Raw genomic sequence first — 16,561 nt, forward strand, 5'->3', positions numbered from 1 at the left:
TATTTTATCTAAATAATATTAGATAATGGCTTAAATAAATTTACAGCATTTTTAGTAGTTAATTTTTTAACCTCCTCAATATCCATTTCAAGGAGTTCAGAGATTTTTTCTACAACAAAAGTTGTATATGCTGGTTCATTTCTTTCTCCCCTATGAGGATGGGGTGTAAGATAAGGACCATCTGTTTCAACTACAAGTTTTTCTTGTGGTATTTTATTTAATACTTGTACAAGTTTTCTTGCATTTTTAAAAGTTAGAACTCCACCTATTCCAAAATAAAAATTCTCTTTTGCTAAGCTTAATAGTTGTTCATCTGCATTATAGCAGTGTAAAACACCACCAACTTCCTTAGCATTATAATCTAATAATATTTTTTTTGAATCATTTGAAGCATCACGAATATGCACAATTAAAGGTTTTTTAACTTTTTTTGCAAATTCTATTTGTGCAATAAAAACCTCTTTTTGTTTTCTTATATTTTCATATTTTTCTTCTTCCTCTAAAGGAAGTCTATAATAATCTAATCCACATTCACCAATTGCAATACACTTTGGGTGAGTAGCATATTTTTCCAATATTTCATTATCAAAATATTCTATATCATAAGGGTGAACGCCAACTGCAAAAAAAACCTCATCATATCTTTCAGCCAATTCAACAGCTTTTGGTAAATCTCTTGGATCAGCACCTGGTATAACAAAACCTTTTACATTTGCATTTAAAGCATTAGATATTACTATATCTACATCATCTTGATATTGTTCATTATCAAGATGACAGTGAGTATCAATGATTATGATAGGAATCTCTTTTCAACTAGATTTATAATACCATTAATGTCTTGAATATCTTCACCCTTAATCCAAGCATCAATACCAAAGTTTTTAAAAGCATCATAATCACTATCATCATCGATTATTGCAATTGATACAAATTTTTCTTTACAAGAATCATGTTTGTTTTCTTCAAAATCAAATATTGAATTTATATCTAAAATGGCAATATCTGCTTTTTCACTAATTCCACTATGGAAATGCTCAACAACATGTTTACTATCTATAAGTGAACTATCTACATTACAAAAAGTTACAATATTCATAATTGCTCCCTATTTTCTATCTTGGATTTATTTTAGCAAATTAAAAATTAAAATATTACAAGATATATCTTGCAGTATCTTCATTCTCTACAATCTCATCAAGTTTTTGCTCAACTAGCTCTTTTGTTACAACTATAGTTTCACCACTTTTTTCATCTGCATCAAAACTTATATCTTCTATAACTTTTTCAATAACAGTATGTAGTCTTCGTGCACCTATATCTTCTGTTTTTTCATTTGCAGTAACTGAATATTTGGCAAAAGCTTTAATGGCTTCATCATCAAACTCTAAATTTACACCTTCAACTTCTAATAATGCTTTATATTGTCTAAGTAGTGAATTTTTAGTATTTGTTAATATTTTATAAAGTGCTTCTTCATCAAGAGAACTTAATTCAACTCTTAAAGGAAATCTTCCTTGTAATTCTGGAAGTAAGTCACTTGGTTTACTAACATGAAAAGCCCCAGCAGCAATAAATAAAATATGATCAGTTTTTACTTGACCAAATTTTGTTTGTACAGAACTTCCTTCTACAATTGGAAGTAAATCTCTTTGTACTCCTTCTTTTGAAGGGTCTTGATTTTGAGTTTTAGAGCTTGTTGCAATTTTATCTATTTCATCTAAGAAAATAATTCCACCATTTTCACTTCTTTTAATTGCTTCAATTTTAATAGCTTCATGGTCAAGTAATTTTTCACTTGCACTTGCTTTTAATAATATCTTAGCATCTTTAATAGTTACTTCTTTTTTAATTTTTTCTTTATTTAAGCCACCAAGCATTTTTGAAAGACTCTCTTGCATAGAAGTCATATCAAGAGGAAGTGAAGAATCAATTATTTCCACATGGGTTTTCTTAGGAACCTCAATTTCAATTTTTTTATCATCTAACTGACCACTTAATAACTTCTCTTCCATTTTATTATATGTTTTAATAAATGACTCTTTTGCAGTTTCTGTTGCACCCTCAGGTAGAGGTGGTACAAGTTTTTCAATAATTTGTCTATTTACTTCTTCATCAATTTTATCTACAATTTTTTCTTCAAACTCTTTAGTAACTAAGTTTATTGATTCATAAACTAAATCTCTAATCATAGACTCAACATCTCTTCCAACAAATCCAACTTCAGTATATTTACTAGCTTCTACTTTTACAAAAGGTAATCCCATCATTTTTGCTAATCTTCTAGCAATTTCAGTTTTACCTACCCCTGTACTTCCAATCATTAGAATATTTTTAGGCATTATTTCTTCTTGAAGAACAGGTTCAACTCTCATTCTTCTATATCTATTTCTTAAAGCTAAAGCAATAGTTTTTTTAGCATCATTTTGCCCAATAATATAATCATCTAAATATTCAACTATTTGTTTAGGAGTTAAATCCATATTATTCCTCTATTTTTAATATTTTAATATTTTGATTTGTATATATACATAATTCACCTGCTATCATTAATGACTCTTTTACTAATGCTTCAGGTTCTAAGTTTGAATGCTTATCAAGTGCCCTTGCAGCAGAAATTGCAAAATTTCCACCACTTCCAATTGAAGCTATTTTCCCATCTTCTGGTTCAACAACATCTCCTGTTCCACTTAAAATAAAAATATGTTCTTTATTTAAAACAATCATCATAGCTTCTAATCTTCTTAGAACTTTATCTTTTCTCCAAGCTTTAGAAAAAGCAATAACAGCTTTAAGCAAATCACCCTTTGTTGTTTGTAGATGTTCTTCAAACATATCAAAAAGATTAAAAGCATCTGCTGTACTTCCTGCAAATCCAGCTAAAATTTTTCCATTATATAAAGTTCTAATTTTTGTAGCATTACCTTTTAAAACAGAGTTTCCAAAAGTAACTTGACCATCACCACCAATTACTGCTTGGTTTTCACCTTTATAAGCTAATATCGTAGTTGCTTCAAACATCTATTTTACTCTTCAATAATATCTATTTTTAAAGTTGCATGAACTGCATGTCCTAATTTACAATCAACTTCAAAAATACCTGGTGTTTTAATTTTTTTATCTAATGTAATATGTTTTTTATCTAATTCTATATCAAACTGAGATTTTAAAGCCTCACTAATTTCTTTATTAGTAACTGAACCAATTAAATGTCCATTTGCTCCAATTTTATGTTTGATTGTAAGTTTTGTTGAGTTTATAGTTTCTGCTAAAGTTTTAGCTTCTTCTATTTCTAAAGCTTCTTGCTCTTTTGCTTTTCTTTCTTGAGCTTCATATTTTTTTAATACTTCATTTGTAGCGTGTAAAGCAAGACCTTTTCCTATTAAAAAGTTTTTCCCATATCCGTCTTTTACTTCTTTTACTTCTCCAGCTTTTCCTAAGCCTTTTACATCTTTAATTAATAATACTTTCACAATAACTCCAATTTTTGTTTAATTGGTGGTTATTGTACAATAATTAGTTTAAAGTGAAAATTAATGCGCTCTAGCTTGCTAAATCTAGAGCATTAGGCAAATTTTGTCTAATATTCCTTTTTTTAACATAATTATTAAGTCCTATATGATTATTATAACCAAGTAATTTTGCTATTTTTCTAACTGATAAACCAACAGATAATAGCTCTTCAATTTTCTCTCTTTGATTATCAAATTTAGATTTTTGAATTGTACCTTTTGGTTTTCCTAAACTTGCACCTTCTAATTTTTTTGCAGTTAAAGCCTCTTTTGTTCGAATACTCATTAAATCTTTTTCAAGTTTTAAAGTCATAGAAATTACACCTAAAATCATTTGAGTTAGCATATCATTATCATCTATTAAATCAAGATTTTGACTAACAACAATTATTCTAATTTTATTACTAAGTAAAAACTTAACTATCTCTAAAATCGTCTCAATTGTTCTTCCAAAAACTGTTAAATCTGAAACTAATAATGTTGATTTATTTTGACAGTTTTTTAAAAAATCCAATATATTTTTTTCATCATTTGGAGTATTTATTTCTATTTCAATTGATTGGTATATTTTAATATTTTGTCTTTTGATATATTCATTAATCACTTCAACTTGATGAGTAGTATATTCCTCATAATTCCTATTTATTCGAATAAAACTAAAAATTTTAGACATTAAAAATCCTTTAACAATAAGTAGTATTATAACTAAATAGTTTAGACATCTTGTTATAATTATATTATTTAATATTATACGAAATGTTAATATGTTTTTTATAAATAATAGCTTAATTTTTATTTTCAGTATTACCATTTTTTCAATCTTTTGATTTTTTTGTTATACAACTATTGCTTATACATTTTGAAAAGTTTGAAAAAGGAAAGCCTTATTCCTCTATTTAAGAAAATTATTTTTTCATTTTTTGATTTGCTCTAAAGTATTTTTTAGCTATTATCTATATTTAAAATTTACTAATCTAAAAAGGATTTTGTATTGAAATTAATTGTTGCAATTACTGGAGCAAGTGGAGCAAGTTTAGCTTTGAAATTTATAAATAAACTTCCAAGTGAAATTGAACTTTTTCTAGTTGCTTCACAAAGTGCAAAAACTGCTTTAAAATTAGAAGAAAATATCTCTTTAAATAAATATTTTGAAGATAAAAAAAATATAAAAATATTTAAAGATAATGATATTGCAGCTTCTATTGCTTCTGGTTCTTTTGGAGTTGATAAAATGATAATACTCCCTTGTTCAATGAATACCTTAGCAAAATGCTCAGTTGGAATATCTGATTCATTAATCACTAGAGCTTTTACAGTTATGCTTAAACAAAAAAAAGATGTAATTTTAGCCCCAAGAGAGATGCCATACAATACTATCAATTTAGAAAATATGTATAAATTATCTCAACTTGGAGTAATAATTGCACCTCCTATTTTAGGTTATTATTCAAATCAACAATCATTAGAAGAGATGGAAAACTTTCTAATAGGTAAATGGTTTGATTTATTAGAAATTAAAAATAATTTATATAAAAGATGGGAATAGCTTATGGATAAGAAAGTTGATACAAATAATATAGCTTCATATAAAAAAGCTATATACAGTGGAACATTTGATCCAATTACAAATGGCCATATGGATATTGTAAGAAGAGCTTCAAATATTTTTGATGAAGTTATTATTGCAGTAGCAAAAAGTGAAAGAAAAAGTCCTATGTTCTCCCATGAACAAAGAGTAAAATTTGCACAAGAGGCAACTAAAAATATGCCTGGTGTAAAAGTAATAGGATTTGATACTTTATTAGTTGAGCTTGCAACTTCTATGAAAATAAATACAATTATTAGAGGATTAAGAGCAGTTAGTGATTTTGAATATGAATTACAAATGGGGTATGCAAACTCTTCAATTAATAAAAATTTAGAAACACTTTATTTAATGCCAACTTTGGAAAATGCCTTTGTAAGTTCTACAATTGTAAGGGAACTTATTTTATTTAATGGAAGCTTTTGCCATCTTGTACCAAAAGAAGTTTTAAAATGTATGTAGTAATTGAAGGAATTGATACGGCTGGAAAATCTACTCAATTAGAAATTTTAGCTAAAAAATATAAAGAGGCAATTTTTACAAAAGAGCCTGGTGGAACACAAATTGGAATAAAGCTTAGACAGATGGCTTTAGAAGGTGAAGCAAAATCAAAACTTGCTGAAATGTTTCTTTTTTTAGCAGATCGAGCAGAACATATATATGAAGTAATTTTAGCAAATAAAGATAAGATGGTTATCTCTGATAGATCAATGATCTCAGGAATTGCCTATGCAAAAAATTTATCTTTACAAACAGTAATAGATTTAAATCTAATTGCAACAAATAATACTTTACCAACCCATGTAATTTTATTAAAACTTTCAAAAGAAGAGTTGCAAAATAGATTATCTAAAAAAGAGCATGATTCAATTGAAGCAAGAGGGATTGATTATCTTCTTGAAATTCAAAATAGAATGGAAGAAACAATAAAAAAATTAAATTTAAATTATAGATTTATAGATGCTAGTTTAAGCATTGAAGATATTTCAAAAGATATAGAGGATTTTTTAAATGAGTAATATACAAAGTTTAAGAGGTATGAAAGATATATTAGCAAATGATAGTAAATTATTTACATACTTTTGTGAGAATGCTTCTAAAATTGCAAAAAATTATGGATTTGAATATATAGAAACACCAATATTAGAAGAGACAGCTTTATTTAAAAGAAGTGTGGGTGAGAGTTCTGATATTGTAAATAAAGAGATGTATCAATTTATAGATAAAGGTGACAATGATGTTTGCCTAAGACCGGAGGGGACTGCTGGAGTAGTTAGAAGTTTTATTCAAAATAAATTTGATAAAGCAGGTGGAATAAAAAGATGGTACTACTATGGTCCTATGTTTAGATATGAAAGACCTCAAAAAGGAAGATTAAGAGAGTTCCACCAATTTGGAGCAGAAGTATTTGGTGTAAGTAGTGTTTATGAAGATGCAAATATTATAATGATGATAAAAGATATTTTAGATTTCTTTGGTATCTCATTTAGCTTAAAATTAAACTCTCTTGGTTGTAAAGAGTGTATGCCAACTTATAAAGAAAATTTGGTAACTCATTTAAGCAGTTTCAAAACAGAACTTTGTGAAGATTGCAACAGAAGAATTGAAACAAACCCTATTAGAGTATTAGACTGTAAAAATGAAAAGTGTCAATCTCTTTTACAAAATGCACCTAAAATAACAAATAATCTATGTGCTTCTTGTGATAGTGATTTTGAAAAATTAAAAGAGATTTTAGATTTTAATAAAGTTTCATATGAGATTGATTCAAATTTAGTTAGAGGTTTAGATTACTACTCAAAAACTGCATTTGAATTTGTAAGTAATGAAATTGGTGCTCAAAGTGCAATTGCAGGTGGAGGAAGATACGATAGACTTGTTGAGTTCTTAGGTGGAAAATCAACTGCTGGAATTGGATTTGCTATTGGAATTGAAAGATTACTTGAACTTGTAAAAATAAAAGAAGAAGCAGAAGATATTTACTATATTGGTGCTTTAAGTGAAAAAGCTTTAAATCAAGTAATGAAAGTGGCAAATATTAAAAGAAAAACAAACTTGACTTTTATTGAATATACTTCAAGAGGTTTTGCAAAACATTTTACAAATGCTGAAAAAGTAGGTGCAAATGTAGTAGTTCTAATTGGAGAAGATGAGTTAAATGATAATACAGTGTATGTTAAGAACTTAACTACAAAAATTGAAAATAAAATTAATATTGAGGATTTATAAATTGGATACTTTTGGTATAGATATATGGAGTGATAATAACTTTTTTATTGAAGATGGGTTACTTAAAATTAATTATAAAAGTAAACCCTCACTAATCTCATTAGTTAAAAATATAAGAAAACAAAATTATAAAGGACCTTTACTTTTTAGGTTCCCTCACCTAATAGAAAAGCAAATAAATAGACTTTTTGATACATATAACAAAGCAATAAAAGAAAACTCTTATAATGGAACTTTTAATGCAGTATTCCCTTTAAAGGTTAATCAATTCCCTACTTTTGTTCAACCTTTAATAAAATCTGGACAAAAACATAATTATGGATTAGAAGCTGGAAGTAAAGCTGAACTTTTTATTGCTATGACATATAATAAAAATGCACCTATTACAGTAAATGGTTTTAAAGATAAAGAGATGATTCATTTAGGCTTTATTGCTAAAAAAATGGGACATAATATAACTTTAATTATTGAAGGATTAAATGAACTTGAAACTATAGTTCAAGTAGCAAAAGAGACAAACCTTCCATGCCCAAGTATTGGTTTAAGAGTTAGACTATTTAATAGTGGAAGTGGAGCATGGGCAAAATCAGGGGGAATTGATTCTAAATTTGGATTAAGTTCAACTGAGATTTTAGAAGCTTATGAGATGTTAGAAAATAATAATCTTTGTGAATATCTAACTATGATTCATTTTCATATTGGTTCTGCTATGAATACTATTAAGCCTTTAAAAAATGCACTAAAAGAATCAGGGCATATTTATGCTGAACTTAAAAATCTTGGTGCAAAAAATCTACAAGCAATTAATATTGGTGGTGGATTAGCAATTGAATATTCTCAATTTAATAGAACAATTAACTACTCTTTACAAGAGTTTGCAAATGATGTTGTATTTACACTTAAAAATATTGCAAGACAAAAAAATGTTGAAGAACCAAATATTTTCACAGAATCAGGAAGATTTATCTCAGCTTCAAGTGCTGTTTTAATTGCACCTGTTTTAGAGCTATTTTCTGCTGAATATGAAGCTGAACACTTAAGACTAAAAGATGTAAATCCTCCTTTAATTGAAGAGTTAAATGATTTATATAAAGATATGAAAAAAAGAACAGCATTGGAATATATGCACGATAGTATTGACCACTTAGAGTCATTATTAAAGCTATTTGATTTAGGATATATTGATTTAACAGATAGATCAAATGCAGAAATTTTAGCAAATCTAATTATTAAAAAAGCTATCTCATTTTTAGAAGTTGATGATTATGAGGAGTTAAAAAGAATAGATAATAAAATTCAAGAAAAATATCTATTAAATTTTTCTATTTTCCAATCTCTTCCTGATTTTTGGGGAATTGACCAAGAGTTTCCAATTATGCCAATAACTCATCTAAATAAAAAACCTACAAGAAGTGCTTCTTTATGGGATATTACTTGTGATAGTGATGGAGAAATAGAATTTAATCCAAATAAACCTTTATATTTACATGATGTGGATTTAAATAAAGAGGATTATTTCTTAGGTTTCTTCCAAGTTGGAGCATATCAAGATGTTTTAGGTATGAAACATAACCTATTCTCTCATCCAACAGAAGTAAATGTAAACTTTGATAAAAATGGTGAAGTTAAACTTGAACAAATTATTGAATCACAAAAAATTATAGATATATTAGAAGATATTGATTATGATACTAATGAAATTAAATCAATTTTAAATTCAAAATTAGATGATAAAGAAACTTATGAAATTTTAGAAAAATATTTAAATGATAATTCATATCTAAAAACAACTTGGAGTTAAATATGCATGATACACAAGAAGAGGAATTATCTCTTTGGCAATTAATAAAAGAAGATTTTACAGTTCCAAAAAAAAATGACCCAGCATTAAACTCAACGCTGGAGTTATTTTTTAACTACCCAGGAGTTTGGGCAATAATAAATTATAGAGTAGCAAATGCTTTATACAAAAAGAATTTTAAAAGATTATCAAGAATAATAAGTGGAATTTCTACTTTTTTAACTAAAACAGATATTCATCCAGGATGTCAAATAGGAAGAAGAGTATTTATAGACCATGCAATTGGAGTTGTAATTGGAGAGACTGCAATTGTTGAAAATGATGTGCTTATCTACCAAGGAGTAACACTAGGTGGAGTTTCTTTAAATAAAGGGAAAAGACATCCTACAATTAAATCAAATTGTGTAATTGGTAGTGGAGCAAAGGTTTTAGGAAATATTACTATTGGAAAAAACTCAAGAATAGGAGCAAACTCTGTAGTAATTTGCGATGTTCCAAAAAATTGTACAGCAGTAGGAGTACCTGCAAAAATCATTAAAAGAGATGATAAAAAATGCAAATTATCTCATGATGATTTACCAGATATTAATAAAGAGATGTTTGATTATCTTCTAAAAAGAGTAGCAGTATTAGAAAATGCAGTTAAAAAATATGAAGGTATAGATTTAAGTAGTGAAGATAAAGAACTTGAAGAGATTTATGAAAGATTTATTCAAGCAATGAACTCAATAAAAAAATGATTATTGAACTTTTATTTTTAGGACTTATTACAGGATTTATTTCTGGGTTCTTTGGAGTTGGTGGAGGAATGATATTAGTTCCTTTACTTATCTTTATTGGCTTTACAATGAAAGAAGCTATTGCTATTTCTATAATGCAAATGGTTTTTAGTTCAATCTTTGGAAGCTTTTTAAACCTTAAAAAAAGTCTTGATGTTCTAAAAGATGGGATATTTATTGGATTGGGTGGAACTATTGGTGGATTATTTAGTGGATATATTATCTCTAATGTATCCAATTTATCTTTACAATATTTATTTATTGCCATAGTTGTTTTTTCAATTGTACGAATCTTTTTTTCTCCTGCTGAACCAAAAGAAGAACCAAAAAAACAAAATATACTTTTATTAATGTTTATTGGTTTTATTATCGGGCTTATTGCAATGAGTATTGGAGTTGGTGGCTCAATTATGCTAACACCTATTTTAGTTGGATTTATGAATTATAGTTTAAAAAAAGCAACTTCACTAGGTCTATTTTTTGTAGTTTTTTCATCAATTGCAGGGTTTAGTTCACTTTCATATCATGGTCAAATGTTATATGAAGAAGGATTTTATGTGGGAATTGCTTCTTTAGTGGGAGTATATTTTGGAATAAAAGCTAAGAATTTAATACATTCGAACTCTTATAAAAAATATATTCTTTTCTTAAATCTTTCTGTTTTAATCTTAATGATAAGTAAAACCTTTTAAAATTTAGTTATTTTTTTGTAACATATTAAAGAAATAAATACAAAAAAAGGGTTTACTATGAAAAGTAATTTTATTAGATTATTAAAAGAAAACTCTTCAAATCTTATTTATGAATGGAATCCTAAAACAAAAGAACTTATTTGGCATACAAAAAATAAGTTCTTTTCAATAAATAATCCCAATTCTTCAAACTTTGAAAATTTATTTGCTCAAATAATTTTAGAAGATAAAAAACTCTTTTCTTTTAATAAACTTGAAAATAAAAAAGACTATATAGAATTTACTTTTCATATTTTTGATAAAAATAATAAATCAAAATCTTTTATGGATAAATCAACAAAAATTATTTTAAATAATGAAGAGGTTTATATTGGAAGTATTGAAGAGTTAGCATTTAATAAAACTCAACTTAAAATTAATAATATTCTAAACTCAATTGATGACTTGATTTTTTATAAAAATTTAAATTTCGAATATATAGAGTGTAATGATGCCTTTTGTAAATTTGTAAATTTAGAAAAAAAAGAGCTTCTAGGTAAAAAAGATAAAGATTTTATAAATAAAGAACTAGCACATTTTATTAACTCATTTGATAAAGAGCTTTTAAAAACAGGGAAAACTCAATGTTATGAGTTTTGGATAAAAAATCATAAAAATCAAAAAAGATATATTCAAACAAAAAAAATCTTATTACTAAATGAAAATAACAAACCCTTTGCTATTTTTGCAATTGCTAGGGATTTAACAGATAAAATCAAAAATCAAAAACTTCTTGAAGATAGTAAAAAAAGTTATATACAACTTTTTGAAGCAAATAAAGTTCCTGTACTATTTATAGATCCAAAAGATGGAAAAATTTTAGATGCAAATAAAGCTGCTTTGAATTTTTATGGATATAGTTTAGAAGAGATAAAAAAGATTTTTATTTCTAATATAAATACTTTATCAAAAGAAGAGATTCAATATGAAATGAAATTAGCAAAAGAAGAAAAAAGAGATAGCTTTTTATTTAGACATAAATTAAAATCAAATGAAATTAAAGATGTGGAGGTTTTTTCAGGACCATTAGAATATGAAAACAAAAAAATTCTTTATTCAATTATTCATGATGTAACAAATAAAGTCAAAGTACAAAAGGCTTTAAGACAAGCAAATACAATCTATCAAAATACAAAAGAAGGTATTTTTATTACTAATTTACAAGGAGATATTCTTTCTGCCAATAAAGCTTTTACAGATATTACAGGCTATACAAAAGAGGAAATATTAGGTAAAAATCCAAAGTTTTTAAAATCAAATAAACATCCAATTTCATTTTATAAAGAACTTTGGGAAGAGATAAATAAAAATGGATATTGGGAAGGTGAAATTATAAATAAAAATAAAAATGGCAAATGTTACCCCCAATGGCTAACTATTAATACAGTATATGATTTAGATAATGAACCTATTAATTATATTGCTGTATTTAGTGATTTTACAAAATTAAAAGAGCAAGAAAAGCTTTTAAGAGAAAAAGACCATATTATGTTTCAACAATCAAAAATGGCTTCAATGGGAGAAATGTTAAGAAATATTGCACACCAATGGAGACAACCTTTAAGTGTTATTAGCTCTTCTGCTTCTGGGTTAAAATTAAAACATGAATTGGAAATTTTACATCAAGAAGAGATACCAGAATTTTGTGATGGGATATTAAAATCTTCAAAATATCTTTCTGATACAATTGATGATTTTACTGATTTTTTTAAAAATCAAAATCAAAAAGCAAATTTTAGTATTAAAGATGCTATACAAAGGGCTATTATACTTTCAAGTGCTTCTTTAAAAAATAATGATATTGAACTAAAAACACAAATTGAAGAAGTAAGTATATATGGTGTTGAAAATGAATTTGTACAAGTTCTTTTAAATTTAATAAATAATGCAAAAGATGCTTTAAAAAATATTAAAATAGAAAATAAAACAATAACTATAAAATCACTAATTGAAAAAAATCTTTTAAAAATATCTATAAAAGATAATGCAGGAGGTGTTCCTTTAAAATTTATTGATAAGATTTTTGAACCTTATTTTACAACAAAAGATAAATTACAAGGAACAGGAATAGGACTTTATATGTCTCAAGAAATAATAACAAACCATTTAAATGGAACAATTAAAGTTCTTAATTATAAAAATAAAGAGCAAAAAGGTGCTGAATTTATAATAGAGATTCCCCTATAGCCCTACTTTTAAATCTCAATTCTTTATTATATATTAGTTTCATTTTTATTTGGTATAATAGGCGTTTTTAAAATTAAAATAAGATGGACTATTTATGCAAGATTCAATCAAAATATATAACGCAAAAGAAAATAACTTAAAAAATATAAATTTAGAAATTCCAAAAAATAAACTAATTGTTTTTACTGGATTATCAGGTTCAGGAAAATCAACTCTTGCTTTTGATACTTTATATGCAGAAGGGCAAAGAAGATATATAGAATCACTATCTGCTTATGCCAGACAGTTTTTAGATAAAGTAGGAAAACCTGATGTGGAAAGAATAGAAGGTTTAACTCCAGCAATTGCAATTGATCAAAAAACAACTTCTAAAAATCCAAGATCAACAGTTGGTACTATTACAGAAGTTTATGATTACTTTAGACTTTTATATGCAAGAGTTGGAAAACAACATTGTCATCAATGTGGACAACCAATTTCACAAATGAGTTCTTCTGATGTTATTGAACAAGTTTTATCTTTGCCAAATGAAGCAAAAATAGTAATACTAGCCCCACTTATAAATAGAAAAAAAGGAACTTTTGCTGATTTATTAGAAAGCCTTAGAAATAAAGGTTATGTAAGAGCTATGATTGATGGAGTTATGGTAAGACTTGATGAAGAGATTGAATTAGAAAAAAATAAAATGCATACAATTAAAATAGTTGTAGATAGGGTTGTAGTAAAAGAAGAAAATAGAGATAGAATTGCCCAAGATGTTGAAAAAGCCTTAAAAGAGAGTTTTGGAGAGTTAGAAGTTGAAGTTTTAAACCATGAAGAAGTTGAATGTGAAAAACATATACACTATTCAGAACATATGGCCTGCTTTGATTGTAAAATCTCTTTTGAACCACTTGAACCTTTAAGTTTTTCTTTTAACTCACCAAAAGGTGCTTGCCCTTCTTGTGATGGTTTAGGGATAAGATATACATTAGATATGAAGAAAATTATAGATGAAGATCTAAGTATTAAAGATGGAGCAATAAAAATAATCTATGGATTTAATAAAGGTTACTATTTTAAAATGCTTACTGCTTTTTGTGAAGCTTCCAATATTGATATGAATAAACCATTTTGTGAATTAGAATCACATGAAAGAAAAGCTATTTTACACGGTGGAGTTGAAGATGCACAATTCACATGGAAAAGACATAAGCTTACTAGAAAATGGGAAGGTATTGTAAAAATCGCATATAATATGGTTAAAGATGAAAAAGATATGGCTGATTATATGACAGAAAAAACTTGTGACTCATGTAATGGTAATAGATTAAAGCCCTCTTCATTAAGTGTAAGTGTTGCTAAAAAAACAATTGCAGATATTATAAACTTACCAATTGAAGATGCCCATGCTTTTTTCCAAGATGAAAAAAACTTTAGCTACTTTAATGAAAGAAATAAAATGATAGCTGCACCTATTTTAAAAGAGATAAAAGAAAGAATCTTCTTTTTATATGATGTGGGCTTAGGATATATAACTTTAGGAAGAGATGCTAGAACTATTTCAGGAGGAGAAGCACAAAGAATTAGAGTTGCTTCACAAATTGGCTCAGGATTAACAGGAGTAATGTATGTATTAGATGAACCTTCAATTGGTTTACATGAAAGAGATACTACAAAATTAATTAAAACTTTAAAAGCACTACAAGAAAAAGGAAATACTGTAATTGTAGTTGAACATGATAAAGAGACAATAAAAGAAGCAGATTATATTGTAGATATTGGACCAAAAGCTGGAAAATATGGGGGAGAGATTGTTTTTGCTGGAACTTTAAAACAGATGTTAAAAGCAAATACATTAACTGCTCAATATGTATCAGGAAAAAAACAAATCTCTTATTTACATAATAGACCTCAAGAGGATTTTATTGAAATAAAAAATGTAAATATTAATAATATTAAAAATCTTGATGTACAAATTCCTCTTAGAAATTTATGTTCAATTACAGGAGTTAGTGGTAGTGGAAAATCTTCATTGATTTTACAAACGCTTCTTCCTGTGGCAAAAGAGTTATTAAATCATGCAAGAAAAGTAAAAAAAGTTGATGGAGTAGAAATTACAGGTCTTGAAAATCTAGATAAAGTTATTTATTTAGACCAAAGCCCTATTGGAAGAACTCCAAGAAGTAATCCAGCGACATATACAGGACTTATGGATGAAATAAGAACTCTATTTTCTAAAACAAAAGAAGCAAGTTTAAGAGGATATAAAGTAGGAAGATTCTCATTTAATGTAAAAGGTGGAAGATGTGAGAAGTGTCAAGGAGAAGGTGAAATAAAAATTGAAATGCACTTCTTACCAGATATTATGGTTAAATGTGATGAATGTCATGGAAAAAGATACAATAAGCAAACTTTAGAAATTTTATATAAAGGCAAAAGTATTGCAGATGTTCTTGATATGAGTGTAGATGAAGCTTTAGATTTCTTTGCAAAAGTTCCAAAAGTTTATGCAAAACTTAAAACATTAAGTGATGTGGGATTAGGATATATTACCCTTGGACAAAATGCAGTAACTTTAAGTGGTGGAGAAGCTCAAAGAATTAAATTAAGTAAAGAGTTAAGTAAAAAAGATACAGGAAATACTTTATATGTTTTAGATGAACCAACAACAGGATTACATTTTGCTGATGTTGATAGACTTACAAAAGTTTTACATCATTTAGTAGAAGTTGGAAACTCTGTTCTTGTAATTGAACACAACTTAGATATTATTAAAAACTCTGATTGGATTATTGATATAGGACCAGAAGGTGGAAGTAAAGGTGGAAAAATAATAGCACAAGGAACACCAGAAGAGTTAGCAAGAACACATAAACAAACAAACTCATATACAGGTTACTATTTAGATAAAGAGATTAATGGAAGCAATTGATAAGTTTATAAAAGCTATTGAAGAGCATAATTTTATACAAGCACATGAACTTTTAGAGGAAGATTGGAAAGAGTATAAAAAACAAGGCTTAAAAAAAGAAGCAAAAGCTTTACAAGGCCTTATAAATGCTGCAACTGCCCTTGCACTTTTTTATAATAAAAAAAGGCCTGAGGGCTTTAAAAAAGTTTGGCCTGTTTATATAAAATATAAACCTCTTTTAAAGCAGGTTTCTTTTAAAAATATGCCAAAATACTATTATGCTTCTATATTATTAGAAGAGAAAAAAGAAGAGCTGATTAATTTTTAAGAAATTTCAGCTACTTCATGTTGTGATTTTAATAAATAGGCTTTTAATCTCATCATTTCATCAGTTGGGTATTGATTTTCAGCTTCTCCTCTAATTGCTCTTACAAAAAATTCATTTGAATTATTATTAAATCCAAAATTAAAATTTGTTAAAGTATATTCAATGAAATTACTTTTTGCACTATTTTCAACTTTAGAAACTTTTGTAGTTTCTTCTGCTTTTAAAATCTCATTATTTATAAAACTAGATGATTCTTTTCCTTCAACTACTTTCGAACTATCATTTGAAGGTTGCACTTTTTGAATCTTTTGTGCTTGTTCATTTACATAAACATCTAGTTTTGGTACAACTCCATATTCCATAACAACCTCCTTTTTAAAAGTTTCTATATTAAAATTATATAAAATTATTATAAGCTTTGTCAAATATTTTGTTTTAAAGTTTTTTTTAGATATGATGTGGCGTGTTTTTCTGAAAACTACAAGCAACACAAATTATAACTATCAAAGGAGTATT

General features: G+C 26.9%; 17 protein-coding genes. 10 read left to right on the forward strand and 7 right to left on the reverse strand.

Going from position 1 to position 16,561, the window contains the following annotated elements:
- Positions 1-8: 8 nt before the first annotated feature.
- The 6 genes from AMYT_RS08620 to AMYT_RS08645 all read right to left on the reverse strand — a co-directional run bounded on the left by AMYT_RS08620 (position 9) and on the right by AMYT_RS08645 (position 4,185).
- On the reverse strand, positions 9-797 hold the full coding sequence (locus AMYT_RS08620) for a TatD family hydrolase (RefSeq protein WP_114842145.1): 789 nt from the start codon (positions 795-797) through the stop codon (positions 9-11).
- Entirely contained in the window at positions 794-1,099 is a 306-nt protein-coding gene (locus AMYT_RS08625; protein WP_114842146.1) for a hypothetical protein, read from the reverse strand. Before AMYT_RS08625 ends, AMYT_RS08620 begins: the two co-directional genes overlap by 4 nt.
- Positions 1,100-1,154: 55 nt before the next feature.
- Positions 1,155-2,483 carry an HslU--HslV peptidase ATPase subunit gene (gene hslU, locus AMYT_RS08630; RefSeq protein WP_114842147.1) on the reverse strand — a complete coding sequence of 443 codons (1,329 nt, stop codon included), beginning with the start codon at positions 2,481-2,483 and terminating at the stop codon, positions 1,155-1,157.
- Between the two features lies 1 nt (position 2,484).
- The gene (gene hslV, locus AMYT_RS08635; protein WP_114842148.1) at positions 2,485-3,021 is read right to left on the reverse strand and encodes an ATP-dependent protease subunit HslV; all 537 of its coding nucleotides are present in this window, start codon (positions 3,019-3,021) and stop codon (positions 2,485-2,487) included.
- Positions 3,022-3,026: 5 nt separating this feature from the next.
- A complete protein-coding gene (gene rplI / locus AMYT_RS08640; RefSeq protein WP_114842149.1) occupies positions 3,027-3,473 on the reverse strand; it encodes a 50S ribosomal protein L9 in 447 nt (148 codons plus the stop codon).
- Positions 3,474-3,543: 70 nt separating this feature from the next.
- Positions 3,544-4,185 (reverse strand): recombinase family protein, encoded by a 642-nt coding sequence (locus tag AMYT_RS08645; protein ID WP_114842150.1) that lies wholly within the window; start codon positions 4,183-4,185, stop codon positions 3,544-3,546.
- Positions 4,186-4,503: 318 nt separating this feature from the next.
- Here AMYT_RS08645 and AMYT_RS08650 point away from each other — a divergent pair, with 318 nt between their 5' ends.
- The 10 genes from AMYT_RS08650 to AMYT_RS08695 all read left to right on the forward strand — a co-directional run bounded on the left by AMYT_RS08650 (position 4,504) and on the right by AMYT_RS08695 (position 16,045).
- Positions 4,504-5,058 carry a UbiX family flavin prenyltransferase gene (locus tag AMYT_RS08650; protein WP_114842151.1) on the forward strand — a complete coding sequence of 185 codons (555 nt, stop codon included), beginning with the start codon at positions 4,504-4,506 and terminating at the stop codon, positions 5,056-5,058.
- Positions 5,059-5,061: 3 nt separating this feature from the next.
- Entirely contained in the window at positions 5,062-5,559 is a 498-nt protein-coding gene (coaD, locus tag AMYT_RS08655; protein WP_114842152.1) for a pantetheine-phosphate adenylyltransferase, read from the forward strand.
- Positions 5,550-6,116, forward strand: a complete 567-nt coding sequence (tmk, locus tag AMYT_RS08660; protein WP_114842153.1) for a dTMP kinase — start codon at positions 5,550-5,552, stop codon at positions 6,114-6,116. The genes coaD and tmk overlap by 10 nt, the downstream gene beginning before the upstream one ends.
- Positions 6,109-7,326 (forward strand): histidine--tRNA ligase, encoded by a 1,218-nt coding sequence (gene hisS, locus AMYT_RS08665; RefSeq protein WP_114842154.1) that lies wholly within the window; start codon positions 6,109-6,111, stop codon positions 7,324-7,326. Before tmk ends, hisS begins: the two co-directional genes overlap by 8 nt.
- A 1-nt stretch (position 7,327) precedes the next feature.
- Entirely contained in the window at positions 7,328-9,127 is a 1,800-nt protein-coding gene (speA, locus tag AMYT_RS08670) for a biosynthetic arginine decarboxylase (protein WP_114842155.1), read from the forward strand.
- 2 nt (positions 9,128-9,129) lie between these two features.
- Positions 9,130-9,867, forward strand: a complete 738-nt coding sequence (gene cysE / locus AMYT_RS08675) for a serine O-acetyltransferase (RefSeq protein WP_114842156.1) — start codon at positions 9,130-9,132, stop codon at positions 9,865-9,867.
- Positions 9,864-10,598: a sulfite exporter TauE/SafE family protein gene (locus AMYT_RS08680; RefSeq protein ID WP_114842157.1), complete on the forward strand. Its 735-nt coding sequence runs from the start codon at positions 9,864-9,866 to the stop codon at positions 10,596-10,598. The genes cysE and AMYT_RS08680 overlap by 4 nt, the downstream gene beginning before the upstream one ends.
- Positions 10,599-10,655: 57 nt before the next feature.
- A complete protein-coding gene (locus AMYT_RS08685; RefSeq protein ID WP_114842158.1) occupies positions 10,656-12,824 on the forward strand; it encodes a sensor histidine kinase in 2,169 nt (722 codons plus the stop codon).
- Positions 12,825-12,918: 94 nt separating this feature from the next.
- Complete coding sequence (gene uvrA, locus AMYT_RS08690; protein ID WP_114842159.1) at positions 12,919-15,738, forward strand: excinuclease ABC subunit UvrA; 2,820 nt, start codon at positions 12,919-12,921, stop codon at positions 15,736-15,738.
- On the forward strand, positions 15,725-16,045 hold the full coding sequence (locus AMYT_RS08695; protein ID WP_114842160.1) for a DUF309 domain-containing protein: 321 nt from the start codon (positions 15,725-15,727) through the stop codon (positions 16,043-16,045). Before uvrA ends, AMYT_RS08695 begins: the two co-directional genes overlap by 14 nt.
- Here the strand turns inward: AMYT_RS08695 and AMYT_RS08700 are convergent.
- Positions 16,042-16,407: a hypothetical protein gene (locus tag AMYT_RS08700; RefSeq protein ID WP_114842161.1), complete on the reverse strand. Its 366-nt coding sequence runs from the start codon at positions 16,405-16,407 to the stop codon at positions 16,042-16,044. The two genes, AMYT_RS08695 and AMYT_RS08700, sit on opposite strands and share 4 nt — an antisense overlap.
- Positions 16,408-16,561: the final 154 nt, after the last annotated feature.

Origin of the sequence: Malaciobacter mytili LMG 24559, assembly GCF_003346775.1 — a bacterium.
Lineage (GTDB): Bacteria > Campylobacterota > Campylobacteria > Campylobacterales > Arcobacteraceae > Malaciobacter > Malaciobacter mytili.

What these genes read in the sequence shown, in the direction of transcription:
- AMYT_RS08625 (WP_114842146.1), bottom strand. Translation starts at nt 1,099, where the DNA reads ATGAATATTGTAACTTTTTGTAATGTAGATAGTTCACTTATAGATAGT.
- hslU (WP_114842147.1), bottom strand. Translation starts at nt 2,483, where the DNA reads ATGGATTTAACTCCTAAACAAATAGTTGAATATTTAGATGATTATATT.
- hslV (WP_114842148.1), bottom strand. Translation starts at nt 3,021, where the DNA reads ATGTTTGAAGCAACTACGATATTAGCTTATAAAGGTGAAAACCAAGCA.
- AMYT_RS08645 (WP_114842150.1), bottom strand. Translation starts at nt 4,185, where the DNA reads ATGTCTAAAATTTTTAGTTTTATTCGAATAAATAGGAATTATGAGGAA.
- coaD (WP_114842152.1), top strand. Translation starts at nt 5,062, where the DNA reads ATGGATAAGAAAGTTGATACAAATAATATAGCTTCATATAAAAAAGCT.
- tmk (WP_114842153.1), top strand. Translation starts at nt 5,550, where the DNA reads ATGTATGTAGTAATTGAAGGAATTGATACGGCTGGAAAATCTACTCAA.
- hisS (WP_114842154.1), top strand. Translation starts at nt 6,109, where the DNA reads ATGAGTAATATACAAAGTTTAAGAGGTATGAAAGATATATTAGCAAAT.
- cysE (WP_114842156.1), top strand. Translation starts at nt 9,130, where the DNA reads ATGCATGATACACAAGAAGAGGAATTATCTCTTTGGCAATTAATAAAA.
- AMYT_RS08680 (WP_114842157.1), top strand. Translation starts at nt 9,864, where the DNA reads ATGATTATTGAACTTTTATTTTTAGGACTTATTACAGGATTTATTTCT.
- AMYT_RS08685 (WP_114842158.1), top strand. Translation starts at nt 10,656, where the DNA reads ATGAAAAGTAATTTTATTAGATTATTAAAAGAAAACTCTTCAAATCTT.
- uvrA (WP_114842159.1), top strand. Translation starts at nt 12,919, where the DNA reads ATGCAAGATTCAATCAAAATATATAACGCAAAAGAAAATAACTTAAAA.
- AMYT_RS08695 (WP_114842160.1), top strand. Translation starts at nt 15,725, where the DNA reads ATGGAAGCAATTGATAAGTTTATAAAAGCTATTGAAGAGCATAATTTT.
- AMYT_RS08700 (WP_114842161.1), bottom strand. Translation starts at nt 16,407, where the DNA reads ATGGAATATGGAGTTGTACCAAAACTAGATGTTTATGTAAATGAACAA.